The organism is Bacillus cereus group sp. MYBK5-2, from assembly GCF_051915685.1.
GTDB classification, from domain to species: Bacteria; Bacillota; Bacilli; order Bacillales; family Bacillaceae_G; genus Bacillus_A; species Bacillus_A cereus.
Genome location: NZ_JBQAFE010000003.1, coordinates 443,485 through 459,703, shown reverse-complemented (window position 1 = coordinate 459,703; position 16,219 = coordinate 443,485). Strand labels below are relative to the sequence as shown.

Sequence of the window (16,219 nt, the reverse complement as noted above, 5' to 3'; positions counted from 1 at the left end):
CTTTTTTTGTTATTTTACATAGTTTTCTTTAACAACTGTTGCACAACGCTCACATAATGTTTCATGTTCAGCATCTTTACCAATTGTTTCTGAAACTACCCAACAACGTTCACATGTTTCACCAGTTGCTTGAGCAACAACAACCGCTGTATGTTCATACTTCGGTGCATCTGCTGGCGCTTCATCCATCATACCACCAAGTTTATACTCAGAAACGATGAATAATTGCTTTAAGTCTTCGCTAATAGACTCTAACATAGCTTTCATTTCTGCAGTTGGATATAGCGTAATGCTTGCATTTAATGACTTACCGATTACTTTTTCATTACGAGCTACTTCTAGTGCTTTTAACACGTCATCACGTAATGTCATAAATGCATCCCATTTTGTTTTTAACGCTTCCGCGTCATCTAATTGTACAGCTTCTGGCATATCAGTTAATTGTACACTTTCTTCTGTTACGCCTGGAATGTATGGCCATACTTCATCAGCTGTATGCGGTAAGATTGGTGTTACAAGTTTCGTTAACGCAACAAGAACATCATATAATACAGTTTGAATCGCACGACGATCTTCGTGGTTTGCACCTTCAATATATAAAATGTCTTTTGCAAAGTCTAAATAGAATGAACTTAAATCAATTGTACAGAAGTTATGAATTGCATGATACACAGCAGCGAAGTCGTATGTCTCATATGCTTCTTTAACTTTTGTAATTAAGTCATTTAATTTCACTAACATGTAACGATCTACTTCACGAAGTTCAGCTACAGCTACTGCATTTTCACTTGGCTTAAAGTCGTCTAAGTTTCCTAATAAGAAACGGAATGTGTTACGGATTTTACGATACACTTCTGCTACTTGTTTTAAAATATCATCTGAAATACGTACGTCAGATTGATAGTCAACAGAAGATACCCATAAGCGTAAAATGTCTCCGCCTAATTGATCCATAATTTTCTTCGGTACGACGATGTTTCCAATCGACTTACTCATCTTACGTCCTTCACCATCTAGTACGAAACCGTGACTTAGTACGCCTTTATATGGAGCTTTACCTGTTACAGCAACTGCTGTTGATAATGAAGAGTTAAACCAACCACGATACTGGTCAGATCCTTCTAAATATAAATCAGCTGGACGCTGTAAATCTTCGCGCTCTTCTAATACCGCTTGGTGAGAAGAACCTGAATCGAACCATACATCCATGATGTCTGTTTCTTTACGGAATTCGCCATTTGGGCTACCTGGATGTGTAAATCCTTCTGGTAATAGATCTTTCGCTTCACGCTCGAACCATACGTTAGAACCGTGTTCACGGAATAAATCTGCTACATGGTTAATTGTTTCATCCGTAATAATTGGATCACCATTCTCAGCATAGAATACCGGAATTGGCACACCCCATGCACGCTGACGAGAAATACACCAGTCACCACGGTCACGAACCATATTATGAAGACGAGTTTCTCCCCATGCTGGTACCCATTTTGTTTCTGCTACAGCTTCTATTAATTCTTTACGGAATGCTTCAATAGATGCAAACCACTGTGCTGTCGCACGGAAAATAATTGGTTTTTTCGTTCTCCAATCATGTGGGTATGAATGTGTAATGAATGTTAGTTTCAGTAACGCGCCTACTTCTTCTAATTTTTCTGTAATTGGTTTGTTAGCTTTATCATAGAATAAGCCTTCAAATCCAGGTGCCTCATTTGTTAATACACCTTTATCATCGACTGGGCAAAGTACTTCTAATCCATACTTTTTACCAACAACGAAGTCATCTTCCCCGTGTCCTGGTGCTGTATGAACACAACCTGTACCTGCATCTGTTGTTACGTGGTCTCCTAGCATAACTAATGAATCACGATCGTAGAATGGATGTTTTGCAACTGTGTACTCAAGTTCGCTACCTTTTACTGTTTTCACAACTTCAGCATTTTCCCACTCTAACGTTTTTGCAACTGTCTCAAACAGCTCAGAAGCAATGATATATTTCTCATCGTTTACTTTTACAATGCTATATTCAAGCTCTGGGTGAACAGAAATACCTAAGTTTGCAGGTAATGTCCAAGGTGTCGTTGTCCAAATGATGTACTTTTCATCACCTTCTAATACGTTCTTTCCATCTTTTACAGGGAATGCTACGTAAATAGATGCTGATTTTTTATCTTGATATTCAATTTCAGCTTCCGCTAAAGCAGATTCACTCGTTGGAGACCAGTAAACTGGTTTTTGACCTTTATAGATATAACCTTTTTTCGCCATGTCACCAAACACTTTAATTTGTTGTGCTTCATAAGCTGGCTCTAAAGTAATATATGGATTATCCCAATCTGCACGTACACCTAGACGCTTAAATTGTTCACGTTGACGTTCTACTTGTTCATATGCATACTCTGCACATAACTTACGGAACTCAGCAACTGTCATTTCTTTACGTTTTACACCTTTATTTGTTAAAGCTTGTTCAATTGGTAAACCGTGCGTATCCCATCCTGGAACATATGGCGCACTAAAACCAGTCATTGATTTATAACGAACAATAAAGTCTTTTAATACTTTATTTAATGCATGTCCCATATGAATGTCACCATTCGCATATGGAGGTCCATCATGCAATACAAATAAAGGACGTCCTTTTGTATGTTCTTGTACTTTTTCGTAAATATTCATTTCAGCCCATTTTTCTTGCATTGCAGGCTCACGTTTTGGTAAATTCCCACGCATTGGGAACTCTGTTTTTGGCATCAGTAATGTATTTTTGTACTCCATGCTCAATTCCTCCTTACATGTATAAAAGAAACACTTAAAAAACGGAATAAAAAAGAGACCTTCTCATCCCAAAAAGGGACGAGAAAGTCTCCCGCGGTACCACCCTAGTAGATCATATACATATGTATAGAATCCTCTTTATATTCTTAACGCGAATACACGCCTACGCTTACTCTATTTGTTCAGCGCGGAACTCCAGGGTGATATTCCCACTATCTCCTTATCCTGAGCTTACACCATCCTCAGTTCGCTATATAAGGTTTGAAAAGGTACTTATCCCTATCTTCGTTTTTCTTAATAAATATGTTGTTTAAAATTATATGTAATAATGAGAAAAACGTCAAGCTTACACTGTTTCTTCTTTTTTCAACAGTTCATCTACTTCGTCTTCTAATTCAATTAGTTTATCCCAATCATCGTTGTTTAACATCTCAAGCTGTGTTTCTAATAACATACGGAAACGAGTTCGGAATACTTTCGCTTGTTTCTTTAGCTCTTCAATATCAAAAGCAACTTTTCTTGATTTTACTAATGCTTCGTTAATAATACGATCAGCATTCTTTTCAGCTTCACGCACAATTAATTTCGCTTCTTTTTGCGCATTACGTTTTACTTCTTCCGCTGCTTCTTGTGCAACGACGATAGATTTGTTTAACGTATCTTCAATATTAGAGAAATGATCTAACTTCCCTTCTAACTGCGCAACTTTTTCTTCTAAAGCTTTTTTCTCACGAATGACCAATTCATAATCTTTGATAATTTGATCAAGAAACTCATTTACTTGATCTTCATCATAGCCACGGAATCCGCGACCAAATTCTTTGTTATGAATATCTAATGGTGTTAACGGCACAACGCCACCTCCAAGTAGTTATCTAAATTTCCTCTTTCAATTATATCTTTTCTTCGACAAAATAGGAGGATTTCCTTCTAAAAAACCAATCATTTTAGTATACCATACAAAATTCTCCATTTGTCGCGTTTTGTTCTACCTTCTACAGAAAATAATTTACTTCGGCCATATCCTCTAACAGAAAAAACATCTCCTGGATAGCATTCATAAGAAGTTTGCTCCACTGTTTTCCAATTGACTTTTACTAAACCATTTTTTATGAAAGGTTGTACTTTCTGTCTAGATAAATGTAACATTTCAGCTAACATAACATCTAAACGAAGTGAAGAAACCGTTCCAGATTTCTCTCCCCACGTTTCATCTATCTGTAGAATTTGTTCTCCTTGCACTGACGCTAAAGAGACTTTTACTTTCCCTATTGATTGTAAGTTCATCTCAATATACGATACAATTTCTTTCGCAACTACAATTTGGGCACGATTTTCTTGCAGCAAAATATCACCACATTTTTCTCTTGTTAAACCAAGAGACATAAATGTACCTAATATTTGCCTATGTTCTAGCGTATAAAACTTGGAAGGATAGTCAATTTCTAATACTTCTACTTGAAATTCTTCTTCATTTAATTCTAGATAGTCTGGATAAATAAGTGCTCTTTTACGCTCTGCATTAGGCGTTGCACCACCAAATTGCACAGCAACATCACCTTGTCCTATTACCATAGAAACAATTTGTTGTTGCCTAGGATCAAGAAAATCCGTTAACTTCACTTGATGGTATTCCGCCGCTCGCTTCCACTCTAGCACTTTATCCACAAAGACCTCCTCATCAGGCCTAAAATGTTCGTAGATGCTCATGTATTTACCTTCTTACTATAAGAAATAGCTTAATAAACTGAACAAACCAGTTTTAGCAAGTTTCAACGCAAAGATCGCAACGATTGGAGAAATATCAATCATTCCAAGCGGCGGAATAAAGCGGCGGAATGGTTCTAAATACGGTTCACAAATACGTGCCAGGAACTCTCCAAAAGCTGATTCCTTTGCACCAGGAAACCATGATAGGAGAATGTAAATAATAAGTGCCCACGAGTAAATCTCGATAGCATAACTTAACACTATAAAAACTGTTGTCATGGCGTATTACCACCTCTTTATATTTGTTTCTTCTTCTTCACCGAATAACTCTGAAATCGCACCAACAATATCTACATTTTCAGGTGTACACATAAATGTTTTCGGTCCTATTTTTTGAATGTCCCCGCCTATAGCGTATACAGTACCACTTAAAAAGTCAACGATACGTACCGCTTGATCAGTAGACATTCTCTGCAAATTAATTACAACAGCTCGTCTACCTTTTAAGTGGTCCGCAATCCCTTGTGCTTCCGAATACGTGCGTGGTTCTAATAAAACAACTTTTGAAGATTGTTTTGCTGTTTCAATACTCACAACATTTTGCTTCGGTTGCGCTTTCGGAAACGTAACGTCTTGTTGTTCTGGTGGATCTTGCTGCTTTTTCATGTCTGTTTGCTCCTTTTCATAACCATATTGAGCTGCTTCTTTTTCTTCCGGTGTATCAAAAAAGAAGTATTTTACTTTTGACCAACTCATAATAAGATTCTCCTTCCTTTTACGCTTTCCCTACTAAAATCGTTCCCAAACGAATATATGTAGCCCCTTCTTCAATTGCAATTGTGTAATCATTGGACATTCCCATTGATAATTCTTTACATGGCGCATGTAATAACTCTAGCTCCTGCACCTCTGTTTGCAGCATACGTAATTCCTTAAAACAGCGTCTGATTTCTTCCTCTTCTTCTGTAAATGGAGCCATCGTCATTAGTCCAACCACTTCAATTTTATCGAATTCTTGCAAACTTTGAATAAAAGAAACAACCTCTTCTATTGCCAATCCTTGCTTCGATTCTTCAGATGAGGTTTTCACTTGAATAAAGCATTTCACTTTCTTATCAGCACGTTTCTGAATTTCTTTCGCCAGCGAAAGACGATCTAACGAATGTAAATAATCAATTTCATTAATGATTTCTTTTACTTTTCTCGTTTGTAATGAGCCAATAAAGTGCCAATTAACTTTTGAACCGAAATGCTCGTATTTCTGTAAGAAACCTTCATTTCTATTTTCACCTAAATCGATAATTCCAGCTTCAATTACTTCGTTTGTTTTTTCAATCCCTACAGTTTTTGTAACTGCAACAAGTTTAATATCTTGCAACGAACGTCCAGCTCGAGCGCAAGATTCTTTAATAGCTTCGTTTACAATTACTAAATTTTCTTGTACTGTCACTTGCTTCCTTCCTCCTTAAAACCTATGAAACTCAACATTCTTCCTGTCTTACCTTGATCACGACGATGAGAGAAAAATAGTTGCTCTTCACAGCTTGTACAAAGAGATGACATTACAATATGCTCTTCTTTTATGCCTGCTTGTACACATAATATACGATTAATTTCTTTTAAATTAATTGCGTACTGCCCGTCAGAAATTTTTTGATGAGGAACAGCACCGCTAACTACTTCCTGTGCTGCTGTTAATACACGATCATCCACAACATAACAACAAGATCCGATCGACGGCCCAATTGCAACATGAATTTCATCACTTGAAATACCTTCTGCATTCCACTTTTGAATCATTTCCTTTGCAATCTCTTGTACAGTGCCTTTCCATCCAGCATGCGCAAGTCCTATCATACCATGTGATGGTGCATAAAAATAGAGCGGAACACAATCCGCGTAACAAGACGTTAACAGAACATCTTCATTACTCGTATAAATGCCATCTGTTTTTGAAATGCCGTCCTCATATGAATAGACACCACTTCCCTTTTCCTGTTGCCCTACTTTTTCAACATGATGAGCATGAACTTGTTCAGAGCAAATCCAGTTTTCTAATGGTTTTTGTAACTTATTTGCTAAAATGCGTCTGTTTTCATGAACGTTCTCCACGATATCATTCACATGTAATCCTAAATTCATCGCATGAAAGGAGCCCGTACTTATCCCACCATCTTTTGTCGTAAATCCAGCAGTAATGTTTCCAAGTTCTTTCCACGCTTGTAAATACAGTATACCGTCCACATATTTAAATGGTTCTCTCATAATAAAGCGGCTCCTTTTAATTAAAATAACAGAAAAAAGCATGGTACTTCCTGTCTATTTTACCATACTTTTATTTTTTCATAATCCTAACAGAAAAAAAAGAGGAATTTGTAATATTCTTTATGAAATTGTCGGTGTTTGTATTGATTCTGTTACAGAATTAACAGGATTTACTCTTACAAGTATGACATCCTCCCCAATTTTCACGATTTCCTTCCAAGGAATTACAATCTCAACATCTTTTCCAAAAATACCTAGCATACGTGTCTGTTTGGAAATAATAACAGAACAAACTTGCCCTGTGTTCATATCAATTTCAATATCTCCAATATTCCCAATCCTTTTTCCATCTGAAATATTTATAACATCCTTCATCTGTAACTCTGAAATTCGTATCACCATTTTTATCCTCTCCCTTATATGACAAATTGGAAACTGTTTCTCATATTTACAGGAAGCCATCTATACGAAACACCATGCTAGTTTCATTATATGAACACTAATCCCCTACTATGAGCACAAACCATATTACATATAAAAAGGTCTCACCATAATTGGTGAGACCTTATCCTTGAATCGTTTTATTCATTTGTTTAATAGCTGACTTCTCTAAACGGGATACTTGCGCTTGGGAAATCCCAATTTCTTCTGCAACTTCCATCTGTGTCTTTCCTTGGAAGAAACGTTTTCTAATAATCATTTTCTCTCTATCATTTAAACGCTTCATTCCTTCTTTCAATGCTAATTCTTCAACCCACTGCTCGTCCTTTTGTTTTTCATCACTTAACTGATCCATAACAAAGATAGGATCTCCCCCATCATTATAAATCGGTTCAAATAATGAAACTGGATCTTGAATCGCATCTAAAGCAAATACTATCTCTTCATGAGTTACTTCTAGCACTTTTGCAATATCCATTGCTGTTGGTTCTTTTGAATTTTCTGCAATCAATTTTTCTCTTACTTGCAAAGCTTTATACGCAATATCTCGCAATGAGCGCGATACGCGAATCGGATTATTATCACGCAAATATCTGCGTATTTCCCCAATAATCATCGGCACAGCATACGTTGAAAATTTTACATTTTGGCCTAAATCAAAATTATCAATTGATTTCATAAGTCCGATGCAACCAACTTGAAATAAATCGTCAACATATTCTCCTCTGTTATTAAATCTTTGGATGACGCTCAGTACAAGACGTAAGTTTCCATTCACTAATTTTTCTCTTGCGCTTATCTCTCCACTTTGCATTTCACGAAATAATTTACGCATTTCATCATTTTTTAATACTGGAAGTTTAGCTGTATCAACACCGCAAATTTCTACTTTGTTTCTCGTCAAAGTGTTCCCTCCTATCGGGAGTTGCTGTACAGTGTAAAGTATTTCCTTTGAAGGGGATTTTATGCATGTGGTTTTTTCACGATTTTTTATTTAAATTATCTTTCCTAATACAACTAAATAGAATAAGACCAGCCTACATAACGGCTGGTCTTATTCTTCACACCATTTTATTAAATTCTTTTCGTAATCTTTTTATAATTCTTTTTTCTAAACGCGAAATGTATGACTGTGAAATCCCAAGCATATCCGCCACATCTTTTTGCGTCTTTTCCTCTCCTCCAGCAAGCCCAAACCGAAGTTCCATAATTTGTTTTTCACGATCATTTAATTGGTGTAATGCTTTCATTAAAAGGTGACGATCTACAGTAGCTTCTAAATCTTTTGTAATAATATCATCATCTGTACCTAACACGTCAGACAATAACAGTTCATTCCCATCCCAATCAATGTTTAGTGGTTCATCAAAAGAAACTTCCGAACGATTTTTGTTATTTCGACGTAAATGCATTAAAATTTCATTTTCTATACAACGCGATGCATATGTTGCTAATTTTATTTTCTTTTCTGGATTAAATGTATTTACCGCTTTAATAAGGCCGATTGTTCCTATACTAATCAAATCTTCAATATTTATCCCTGTATTTTCAAACTTTCTTGCTATATATACAACGAGCCTTAAGTTACGTTCAATAAGTAATGACCTTGCTGCCTGATCTCCTTTTGGCAATTTATTCAAAAGAACTTCCTCTTCTTCTTTTGTTAACGGTGGTGGCAACGCTTCACTTCCACCAATATAATAAATTTCATCGGTCTTAATTCCTAATTTCAGCAATACTTTATACCAAAGGTATACTAAATAAAATTTTAATTTCATCATATTATCCCGCCTCTCATTTATTAAGCGATCACCATTTTTTGCGAAATCAACATTTTTGGATGCACAATACATTGATACTCCCCATTAGTAGACAGCTGTTGTGTATTTAATCCAATTAATACTTTGTTTACAACAATAGAACTACCTTCATGGTCAACTTGCACACTGTCAGGCTTAATTGCCCACAAAAATTGACTCTCTACTCCTACTGCACGGAAAGGAATTAAGCGTAATTTGGTCGCCCAACCAGAATCATTTTCTGGTATTTGAGGAATTTCTGTTTTGGAATAAATTTGTTCTGTTAACCAAGATGGTAAGCAATGTTCTAATGATGAAACATGCATAATCATAACAGGTGTTTTTGTTAATGGGTCATAAAGTTGGTTCCCACTGTCAATAAGACCTGCGAGTTCTAGTTCTTCTTCGGCTAATTGAATTTTTACTTTCACAATTTGATCATAGTGTATTTTCGTGACCTCTACGCTTTCAATACGCTTTTTAGAAAAATAATAAATTACTGGAAAACCAAAAATAACAAATAACCAACTAATTGGATCACCGTAAGAAATTGACTGAGATTGAACCAATCCATTTACCATTTCATTCGTTTGCAAAAAGAAATGAGTTCCAATTAATCCTCCGCCAACCATAAAGGTTACAAAGTAAAAAGTAAAAACAGTTTGTGCATAATTTCTAAATGTTGTAAACCCAAATGCTGTATACACAATAAGTAACGAGTACAGTAGTTTCATAATTGGATGTGTCATCATAGAAGCAAAAGGAGTAAAGGCAAAAATAACAATAGTTGAACCTATAAATGCCCCTAACACAAGCCTCCATCTTTTGATTTTCTTTTTTAACACGGTAGCTGTTAATAAAAGCAAAAGAAAATCAATGCAGGCGTTTAACAACCAAACAACGTCGGCGTAAACAACCAAACAATTCACCTCTTTTTTCAAGTTGAGACTAGTATAATGCATATCCAATAGGAAAGTGTGTCAATTTGCGGAGGTGTTTTTTTGTTATTTTGTGATTTCTAGACATAATCTGTCGGTAAAAAATAAAAGTACAAATTCATAGAATGATATACTCTTATTTTCACAAACAAAATATATTGAAATATACGAAATAAAAAAAAGACCTGCTTAGCAGGTCTTTTCCATAAAAAACAAAAAGGAGCATGAAAGCTCCTTTTTTTATCGTCTACGACGGTTACGTAAAAATGCTGGAATATCGATATCATCTGAATCTGAATGACGCTCATGTACAACTGGCTCTTCACGCTTCATTTCACGTTTTACTTCACGCTGTTTTGAAGGTTGAGCTACTGGTTGTTGCTGTTGTTGCGTGTGGTTCGCATTCGGACGAATAATTGGTTTTGGTGGTTGAGTTGCAATGCTATCATCAAAACCAGTTGCAATTACAGTTACAACGATATCATCTTTTAATCCTTCGTTAATAACAGAACCGAAGATCATATTTACTTCTGGATCTGAAGCTGAAGCTACGATGTCTGCCGCTTCTTGTACTTCATATAAGCTTAAGTTAGCGCCACCCGTAATGTTCATGATAACACCTTGAGCTCCATCAATAGATGTTTCTAGTAATGGGCTAGAAATCGCTTTTTTCGCAGCTTCTGCAGCACGATTTTCCCCATTACCAGAACCAATACCCATTAAAGCAGAACCTCTATTAGACATAATTGTCTTTACGTCTGCAAAGTCTAAGTTAATTAAACCTGGCGTTGCAATTAAATCCGAAATACCTTGAACACCTTGACGTAATACGTTATCAGCTTCACGGAATGCTTCTAACATTGGCGTATTTTTATCAACAATCTCTAATAAGCGATCGTTTGGAATTACAATAAGAGTATCTACATTTTCTTTAAATGCTGCAATACCAGATGCTGCTTGCGTCGCACGCTTACGTCCTTCAAAAGTAAATGGACGTGTTACAACACCTACTGTTAAAGCACCTAATTCTTTTGCAACTTGAGCAACAACTGGAGCTGCACCAGTTCCAGTTCCACCGCCCATACCGGCAGTTACGAAGACCATATCCGCACCACGAAGTGCTTCTTGAATCTGTTCTTTACTTTCTTCTGCAGCTTTTTTCCCTACTTCAGGGTTTGCGCCTGCACCAAGTCCACGCGTTAATTTTCCACCAATTTGCATTTTTGTTTCAGCTTTTGATAGATTTAATGCTTGTGCATCAGTGTTCACAGCGATAAAGTCTACACCTTGTACACCGTGTTCAATCATACGGTTTACAGCATTGTTTCCGCCACCGCCGACACCGATAACTTTTATATTCGCTAATTGATCTTGAGTAGTATCAAACTCTAACATGTCGAAATCCCCCTAGAACCTCATTTTTCGTGTCCAATTTTAATCCCATAAATAACGGAATACACGTTTTACTTTTGACATCATGCGGTCATCATTTTGATTATTATTGTTTTGATTACGAGTTTTTTGTTTCGTGGGTTGCTGTTGTACCGGCGTTGGTGCTGGTGCTGGTACTGGTTCAAAATGCTCTTGCTTTTCCTGCACATTTTTCCCACGTAATTTAGCTTTTTGATAAGAATGTTTAATTAATCCAACTCCACTTGTATATTGGGGCTCACGCACACCAATATAATCAGGAGTTGCTACACGAACATTTTCATGTAAAATATCATATGCAAGATCAAGAACACCTGGCATAGAAGCAATTCCGCCAGTTAGTACATAACCAGAAGCCACTTGCTTTACTCCTAACTTACGCACTTCATCTTGAACAAACATTAAAATTTCCTCTACACGAGCCTCTATTATATCCGATAATTCCAACTGAGAATATTGTTCTGTTTGATCACTTCCCATAATAGGAACCGTAAACATCTCTTCTTCAGATGCTGTATCATAAAAAGCATGTCCATATTTCAACTTAATTTGATCTGCATTTTCTGTTGAAGTTTTCAACCCAATCGCAATATCTTTCGTTATATGGTCTCCACCTAATGGTAATACGCTCGTCGCTTGTAACTCTCCATCTTTAAAAATAGATAAAGTTGTAGATCCTCCCCCCATATCAACAAGGGCTACTCCTCTATTTTTTTCATCTGAAGATATTGCAACTGTTGCAGCCGCTAAAGGTTGAAGACAAATATCAACAATTTCAAGACCTGCTTTTTCTACACAACGAAGTAGGTTATGTAGTAAAGTTCTCGAGCCTGTAATAAGTGTACCTTCCATTTCTAATCTTACACCGATCATCCCGCGTGGATCGTTAATCTCGTCAAGACCGTCTACGATGAACTGTCGAGGTACCACATCAATAAACTCACGTTCTGGAGCAATTGACACAACTTGTGCTGCATCTAGAACGCGTAAGACATCTTCATTCCCGATTTCACGATCTTCATTTGAAACAGCGACTACTCCGTGACAAGGAAGTAGCTGTACCTGGTTTGCATTGACACCTACTACAACTTGCTCAATGTGGATTCCCACCATGCGCTCAGCTTGTTCAATTGCTTTTTTAATTGATCGAACAGTCTCGTCTATATCAACTATCGATCCCTTCTTTAAACCATTTGATTTTACATTTCCAACACCAATAATGTTTAAGCTGTCATTAACCATTTCACCAATGATGACTTTAACATTGGATGTACCGATGTCAAGACTAACATATATTTCATTGCTGTTCATTCTTTGGCACCTCCTTCTTTATTTATACCATACAACTCAATATATGGAACAACAATCGCAACTTTACTATTTATAAGAAAAATATTCAACGTCTTTATACGTTTCCCTTTTTTAACCCTATATTTTTCTTATTTTTATTTAGCATTCAATTAAGAATATCGCAGTAAACTATGAATAACTGCTTATCTTGAAATAATTCTATTTCGAGTGTAAAGTTTACCGCCAAGTATAAGTCTACACTAAGATGTACTCATAGAAAAGTGAAACTTGTACCAATACTAGTATGAATCTAAGAATTTTTACATATTTTTCATCAAATGAACCATTCTTCTAAATTCGTATACACATAATAGAACATTCGTTTCGTTTTTTCTGCTATAAGTAACGAAAACTACCATTCTATTCTTTTTTTTCTTCCGCACCTAATTCTTTCGTATATGCACCTACTTCTAAGTCAATTAATACCTTCTTACCTGGCTCAATTGTTTTTAAAATAAGCGGATAGGCTTCCATACGTTTTGCGAAATTTTGAATTGTAGTGCTCACTTCATAACCTTCATTCATATATAAAGTAAGATGATCTTCATTCGCATTCGTTGGTGAATAGCGAATCTCCGAAATAGATTTTAAAATAGCTGGTGTTAATTTTTCTAGTTCAGCGATTAACTCCTTCATTTTCTCTTCTTTAAAAGGTTCGAAAATCGGTGCTGCAACAGGAAGTTTTCCATTAGGTAGTACATCAAGTGTTTTTCCATTCTCTAATAACGGTTGTAATTTTCCCTCTTTATTTATATAACCAATCGTTACATATTCTTCGATATGAATATCAATATTGTTTGGAAAACGTTTTTTTACATTTACTGCTTTAATTTCTTTTCGCTTCGTTAAGTTTTCTTCAGCTTTATGTGCTGTCACTCGGAAATAACTTGTATCATATGTCACGCCTGAATCCTTCATTACTTGTTCATCCGTCATATAGTGATTTCCAAACACACTAATCTTTTTTATATTACTAAGCGGAGACCGAAAATAAATTAAAAAGAGCACTAATAAAAATAAAATTGATATGTATAAAATCAATCGATGATTAACATTTTTTTTGTTTTTTTTCTTTTGATTTTTCAATTTTGGTACACGATCTTGTAGTTTAATCACTTTACTATTATTCATGTACGATCCCCCTATGTAACATAAAGAACGGCATGTTCCTCATGCCGTTCTTATCTTCTTATTATAACATAAATGATAATGAGCGGAACGAATAACCGTTATCTTCCAATGATTTCTACTTCTGTGTGCATATCTACATCAAATTTATCCTTAATTGTATGTTTTATTAATTCAATTAAAGACAATACATCTTGCGCTGAAGCTCCCCCGGTATTAACAATAAAATTGCCATGCATTTCAGAAATTTGAGCTCCACCAATCCTATAACCACGAAGCCCTGCTTTTTCTACTAAATCTCCTGCAAAATGTGGGATTGGATTCCGAAATACACTTCCTGCACACGGGTGATTCCATGGTTGCGTTTCACGGCGGTAATCTTTATTATTTTGCATGCTACGTACAATTTCTTCACGTTTTCCCGCCTGTAATTGAAACACCGCCTCTAAAACAATACCAGGACGTTTCGTTTGCAATACAGATGCCCGATAAGAAAACTCCAGTTCTTTATTCGTTAACCAGTCAATTGTACCGTCTTCAAACAGAATGAGAGCCTTCGATAATACACTCGATATATCCGATTTATGTGCACCTGCATTCATATATACTGCACCACCGACACTTCCTGGAATACCGCTTGCAAACTCCAATCCAGCTAACCCTTGACGACTAAGTAAAGTTGACAATTTAATAAGAGGATATCCACTACCAACTCTTACCTTATGTTTTTCGACCTCTAAGTAATCTAATCCTTCTCCTAAACGAATAACAACACCTTCTATGCCTTGATCAGATACAAGAAGGTTTGAACCGCGACCAATTACAGTCCACTTCGTTTTGTATTGTTTTACTAACTGTAATGTTTTTTCAATACCGGCTACATGCTTTGGCACAATTAAAATATCCGCTGGTCCACCTATTTTCATAGTTGTATAACGTGCTAACGGCTCGTTAACTAAAACACGACCAACGTCTGCTTCTATAAGCTCATTTACTAATTGTTCCATAGACAATCTCCCCCATATTAAGTCTCCTTATGACAATAATATGCAGGGCGTTCACCTAACGTTATCCCTCTATTTACGGGCAGTACAGCTCCTAAATCAAAATTAGGCGATAATAAAGAAATTAGGCGGAATGAGGATACCAGTAAACATCCGATTAGTGAAAGGTAATAATCAACGAGAGAGAATCACTCCCCGCTGATTAAAGCCTCACTTTATTTTTTTACAAGCTTATTCATTACTTCATACAGCTTATTTGCTGCATCTGGAATACCTAGTTGCTTAGCAGCTAGCTTCATATTTTGTAATGTTTGTGCATCTAATAAAATCTCATCAATATCACGAATAAGCGTTTCAGCTGTTAAATCTTTTTCTAGTAACATTTTTGCCGCTCCTTTATCAACAACTGAACGTGCATTCTTTTCCTGATGATTATTTGTTACATACGGACTCGGTATTAACACACTTGGTTTTCCTAACGCTGTTAATTCTGCAAGTGTTGTTGCCCCAGCCCTTGAAACAACAAGGTCTACACCAGTTAGTACCTCTGGCATATTATGAATGAACGGCTTAATAATAACATTGCTTGGGTTCCCTTTTTGCTTCACGGCTTCCATCACTTTGTCATAATGTACTTCACCTGTTACATATAGTATTTCGTAGCTTTTGTTCCCAAACTGTTCAATTGCTTCAACGAAGGCATCGTTAATCGGTCTAGCCCCACGACTTCCACCAAATATAAGTACAGACTTTTTAGGAAGAGAAAGCCCAACTGAACGTTTCCCCTTCATTCCATTTTGATCCATTACCTCTGATGCTCGTGGATTACCTGTCATTACCACTTTTGACTCTGGAAAATGCTCTATAGCTGCTTCAAAACAAACAGCAACTTTATCAACATAACGGCTTAAAAACTTGTTCGTTACACCTGGTACACTATTTTGTTCATGTACAATAGTTGGAATACCTAATTTGGCTGCAGCGTATACAACTGGTCCACATACATATCCACCCGTTCCAATTACGATATCCGGATTAAAACGACGAATATATCGTTTACTATCCTGTACACCTTTTAGAAAACGCATTACTGTTTTCACATTATCTAATGATATTTTTCGTTTAAATCCACTTATAACAATAGATTGAAATGGTATACCTGCTTTTGGAACGATTGTACTCTCTAGTCCATTTTCCGTACCAATATATAAAAATCTTGCTTCTGGATTTAACTTTTTTATTTCTCTAATTAAAGCAAGAGCTGGATAAATATGACCACCAGTACCCCCACCACTCACTAATACACGCACTACTAACTCCTCCGCTTCTCTTTTCTTATTTCCATTATATTTATTTCTATATACATATTGCATTTTTA

16 protein-coding genes and 1 other annotated feature are annotated in these 16,219 nt (G+C 36.2%); all 16 genes read right to left on the bottom strand.

Translation table 11 applies throughout. The features are described from left to right. Positions 1-9: 9 nt before the first annotated feature. Positions 10-2,775 (bottom strand): isoleucine--tRNA ligase, encoded by a 2,766-nt coding sequence (gene ileS2, locus ACTFP3_RS14800; RefSeq protein WP_000455951.1) that lies wholly within the window; start codon positions 2,773-2,775, stop codon positions 10-12. A 71-nt stretch (positions 2,776-2,846) separates the two neighbouring features. Further along, positions 2,847-3,070: a binding site (T-box leader), on the bottom strand. Between the two features lie 51 nt (positions 3,071-3,121). Further along, a complete protein-coding gene (gene divIVA, locus ACTFP3_RS14795; RefSeq protein ID WP_001131611.1) occupies positions 3,122-3,628 on the bottom strand; it encodes a septum site-determining protein DivIVA in 507 nt (168 codons plus the stop codon). A gap of 89 nt (positions 3,629-3,717) precedes the next feature. After that, positions 3,718-4,485: an RNA-binding protein gene (locus ACTFP3_RS14790; protein WP_002164454.1), complete on the bottom strand. Its 768-nt coding sequence runs from the start codon at positions 4,483-4,485 to the stop codon at positions 3,718-3,720. A gap of 15 nt (positions 4,486-4,500) precedes the next feature. Continuing rightward, a complete protein-coding gene (locus ACTFP3_RS14785; RefSeq protein WP_000214232.1) occupies positions 4,501-4,764 on the bottom strand; it encodes a YggT family protein in 264 nt (87 codons plus the stop codon). 6 nt (positions 4,765-4,770) lie between these two features. After that, entirely contained in the window at positions 4,771-5,241 is a 471-nt protein-coding gene (locus tag ACTFP3_RS14780) for a cell division protein SepF (RefSeq protein ID WP_000119129.1), read from the bottom strand. A gap of 19 nt (positions 5,242-5,260) precedes the next feature. Beyond that, the gene (locus tag ACTFP3_RS14775; protein ID WP_000218005.1) at positions 5,261-5,935 is read right to left on the bottom strand and encodes a YggS family pyridoxal phosphate-dependent enzyme; all 675 of its coding nucleotides are present in this window, start codon (positions 5,933-5,935) and stop codon (positions 5,261-5,263) included. Then, a complete protein-coding gene (gene pgeF / locus ACTFP3_RS14770) occupies positions 5,932-6,750 on the bottom strand; it encodes a peptidoglycan editing factor PgeF (protein ID WP_001209008.1) in 819 nt (272 codons plus the stop codon). Before pgeF ends, ACTFP3_RS14775 begins: the two co-directional genes overlap by 4 nt. Positions 6,751-6,870: 120 nt before the next feature. Continuing rightward, positions 6,871-7,152 (bottom strand): YlmC/YmxH family sporulation protein, encoded by a 282-nt coding sequence (locus ACTFP3_RS14765; RefSeq protein WP_000236750.1) that lies wholly within the window; start codon positions 7,150-7,152, stop codon positions 6,871-6,873. 163 nt (positions 7,153-7,315) lie between these two features. Beyond that, positions 7,316-8,095: an RNA polymerase sporulation sigma factor SigG gene (gene sigG / locus ACTFP3_RS14760; RefSeq protein ID WP_000197753.1), complete on the bottom strand. Its 780-nt coding sequence runs from the start codon at positions 8,093-8,095 to the stop codon at positions 7,316-7,318. Between the two features lie 157 nt (positions 8,096-8,252). Beyond that, the gene (gene sigE / locus ACTFP3_RS14755) at positions 8,253-8,972 is read right to left on the bottom strand and encodes an RNA polymerase sporulation sigma factor SigE (RefSeq protein WP_000976948.1); all 720 of its coding nucleotides are present in this window, start codon (positions 8,970-8,972) and stop codon (positions 8,253-8,255) included. A 20-nt stretch (positions 8,973-8,992) separates the two neighbouring features. After that, positions 8,993-9,910 carry a sigma-E processing peptidase SpoIIGA gene (gene spoIIGA, locus ACTFP3_RS14750; RefSeq protein WP_000261975.1) on the bottom strand — a complete coding sequence of 306 codons (918 nt, stop codon included), beginning with the start codon at positions 9,908-9,910 and terminating at the stop codon, positions 8,993-8,995. A gap of 258 nt (positions 9,911-10,168) precedes the next feature. Then, on the bottom strand, positions 10,169-11,323 hold the full coding sequence (ftsZ, locus tag ACTFP3_RS14745; protein ID WP_000888984.1) for a cell division protein FtsZ: 1,155 nt from the start codon (positions 11,321-11,323) through the stop codon (positions 10,169-10,171). 39 nt (positions 11,324-11,362) lie between these two features. Beyond that, entirely contained in the window at positions 11,363-12,670 is a 1,308-nt protein-coding gene (gene ftsA, locus ACTFP3_RS14740) for a cell division protein FtsA (protein WP_001087558.1), read from the bottom strand. A gap of 399 nt (positions 12,671-13,069) precedes the next feature. Next, complete coding sequence (gene divIB, locus ACTFP3_RS14735) at positions 13,070-13,840, bottom strand: cell division protein DivIB (RefSeq protein ID WP_001065794.1); 771 nt, start codon at positions 13,838-13,840, stop codon at positions 13,070-13,072. Between the two features lie 98 nt (positions 13,841-13,938). Then, the gene (gene murB, locus ACTFP3_RS14730) at positions 13,939-14,844 is read right to left on the bottom strand and encodes a UDP-N-acetylmuramate dehydrogenase (RefSeq protein ID WP_326302888.1); all 906 of its coding nucleotides are present in this window, start codon (positions 14,842-14,844) and stop codon (positions 13,939-13,941) included. Between the two features lie 212 nt (positions 14,845-15,056). Next, a complete protein-coding gene (gene murG / locus ACTFP3_RS14725) occupies positions 15,057-16,151 on the bottom strand; it encodes an undecaprenyldiphospho-muramoylpentapeptide beta-N-acetylglucosaminyltransferase (RefSeq protein WP_025709060.1) in 1,095 nt (364 codons plus the stop codon). Between the last annotated feature and the right edge of the window lie 68 nt (positions 16,152-16,219).

What these genes read in the sequence shown, in the direction of transcription:
- murB (WP_326302888.1), bottom strand. Translation starts at nt 14,844, where the DNA reads ATGGAACAATTAGTAAATGAGCTTATAGAAGCAGACGTTGGTCGTGTT.
- ACTFP3_RS14765 (WP_000236750.1), bottom strand. Translation starts at nt 7,152, where the DNA reads ATGGTGATACGAATTTCAGAGTTACAGATGAAGGATGTTATAAATATT.
- pgeF (WP_001209008.1), bottom strand. Translation starts at nt 6,750, where the DNA reads ATGAGAGAACCATTTAAATATGTGGACGGTATACTGTATTTACAAGCG.
- sigE (WP_000976948.1), bottom strand. Translation starts at nt 8,972, where the DNA reads ATGATGAAATTAAAATTTTATTTAGTATACCTTTGGTATAAAGTATTG.
- ACTFP3_RS14785 (WP_000214232.1), bottom strand. Translation starts at nt 4,764, where the DNA reads ATGACAACAGTTTTTATAGTGTTAAGTTATGCTATCGAGATTTACTCG.
- ftsA (WP_001087558.1), bottom strand. Translation starts at nt 12,670, where the DNA reads ATGAACAGCAATGAAATATATGTTAGTCTTGACATCGGTACATCCAAT.
- ACTFP3_RS14780 (WP_000119129.1), bottom strand. Translation starts at nt 5,241, where the DNA reads ATGAGTTGGTCAAAAGTAAAATACTTCTTTTTTGATACACCGGAAGAA.
- ileS2 (WP_000455951.1), bottom strand. Translation starts at nt 2,775, where the DNA reads ATGGAGTACAAAAATACATTACTGATGCCAAAAACAGAGTTCCCAATG.
- ACTFP3_RS14790 (WP_002164454.1), bottom strand. Translation starts at nt 4,485, where the DNA reads ATGAGCATCTACGAACATTTTAGGCCTGATGAGGAGGTCTTTGTGGAT.
- ftsZ (WP_000888984.1), bottom strand. Translation starts at nt 11,323, where the DNA reads ATGTTAGAGTTTGATACTACTCAAGATCAATTAGCGAATATAAAAGTT.
- divIB (WP_001065794.1), bottom strand. Translation starts at nt 13,840, where the DNA reads ATGAATAATAGTAAAGTGATTAAACTACAAGATCGTGTACCAAAATTG.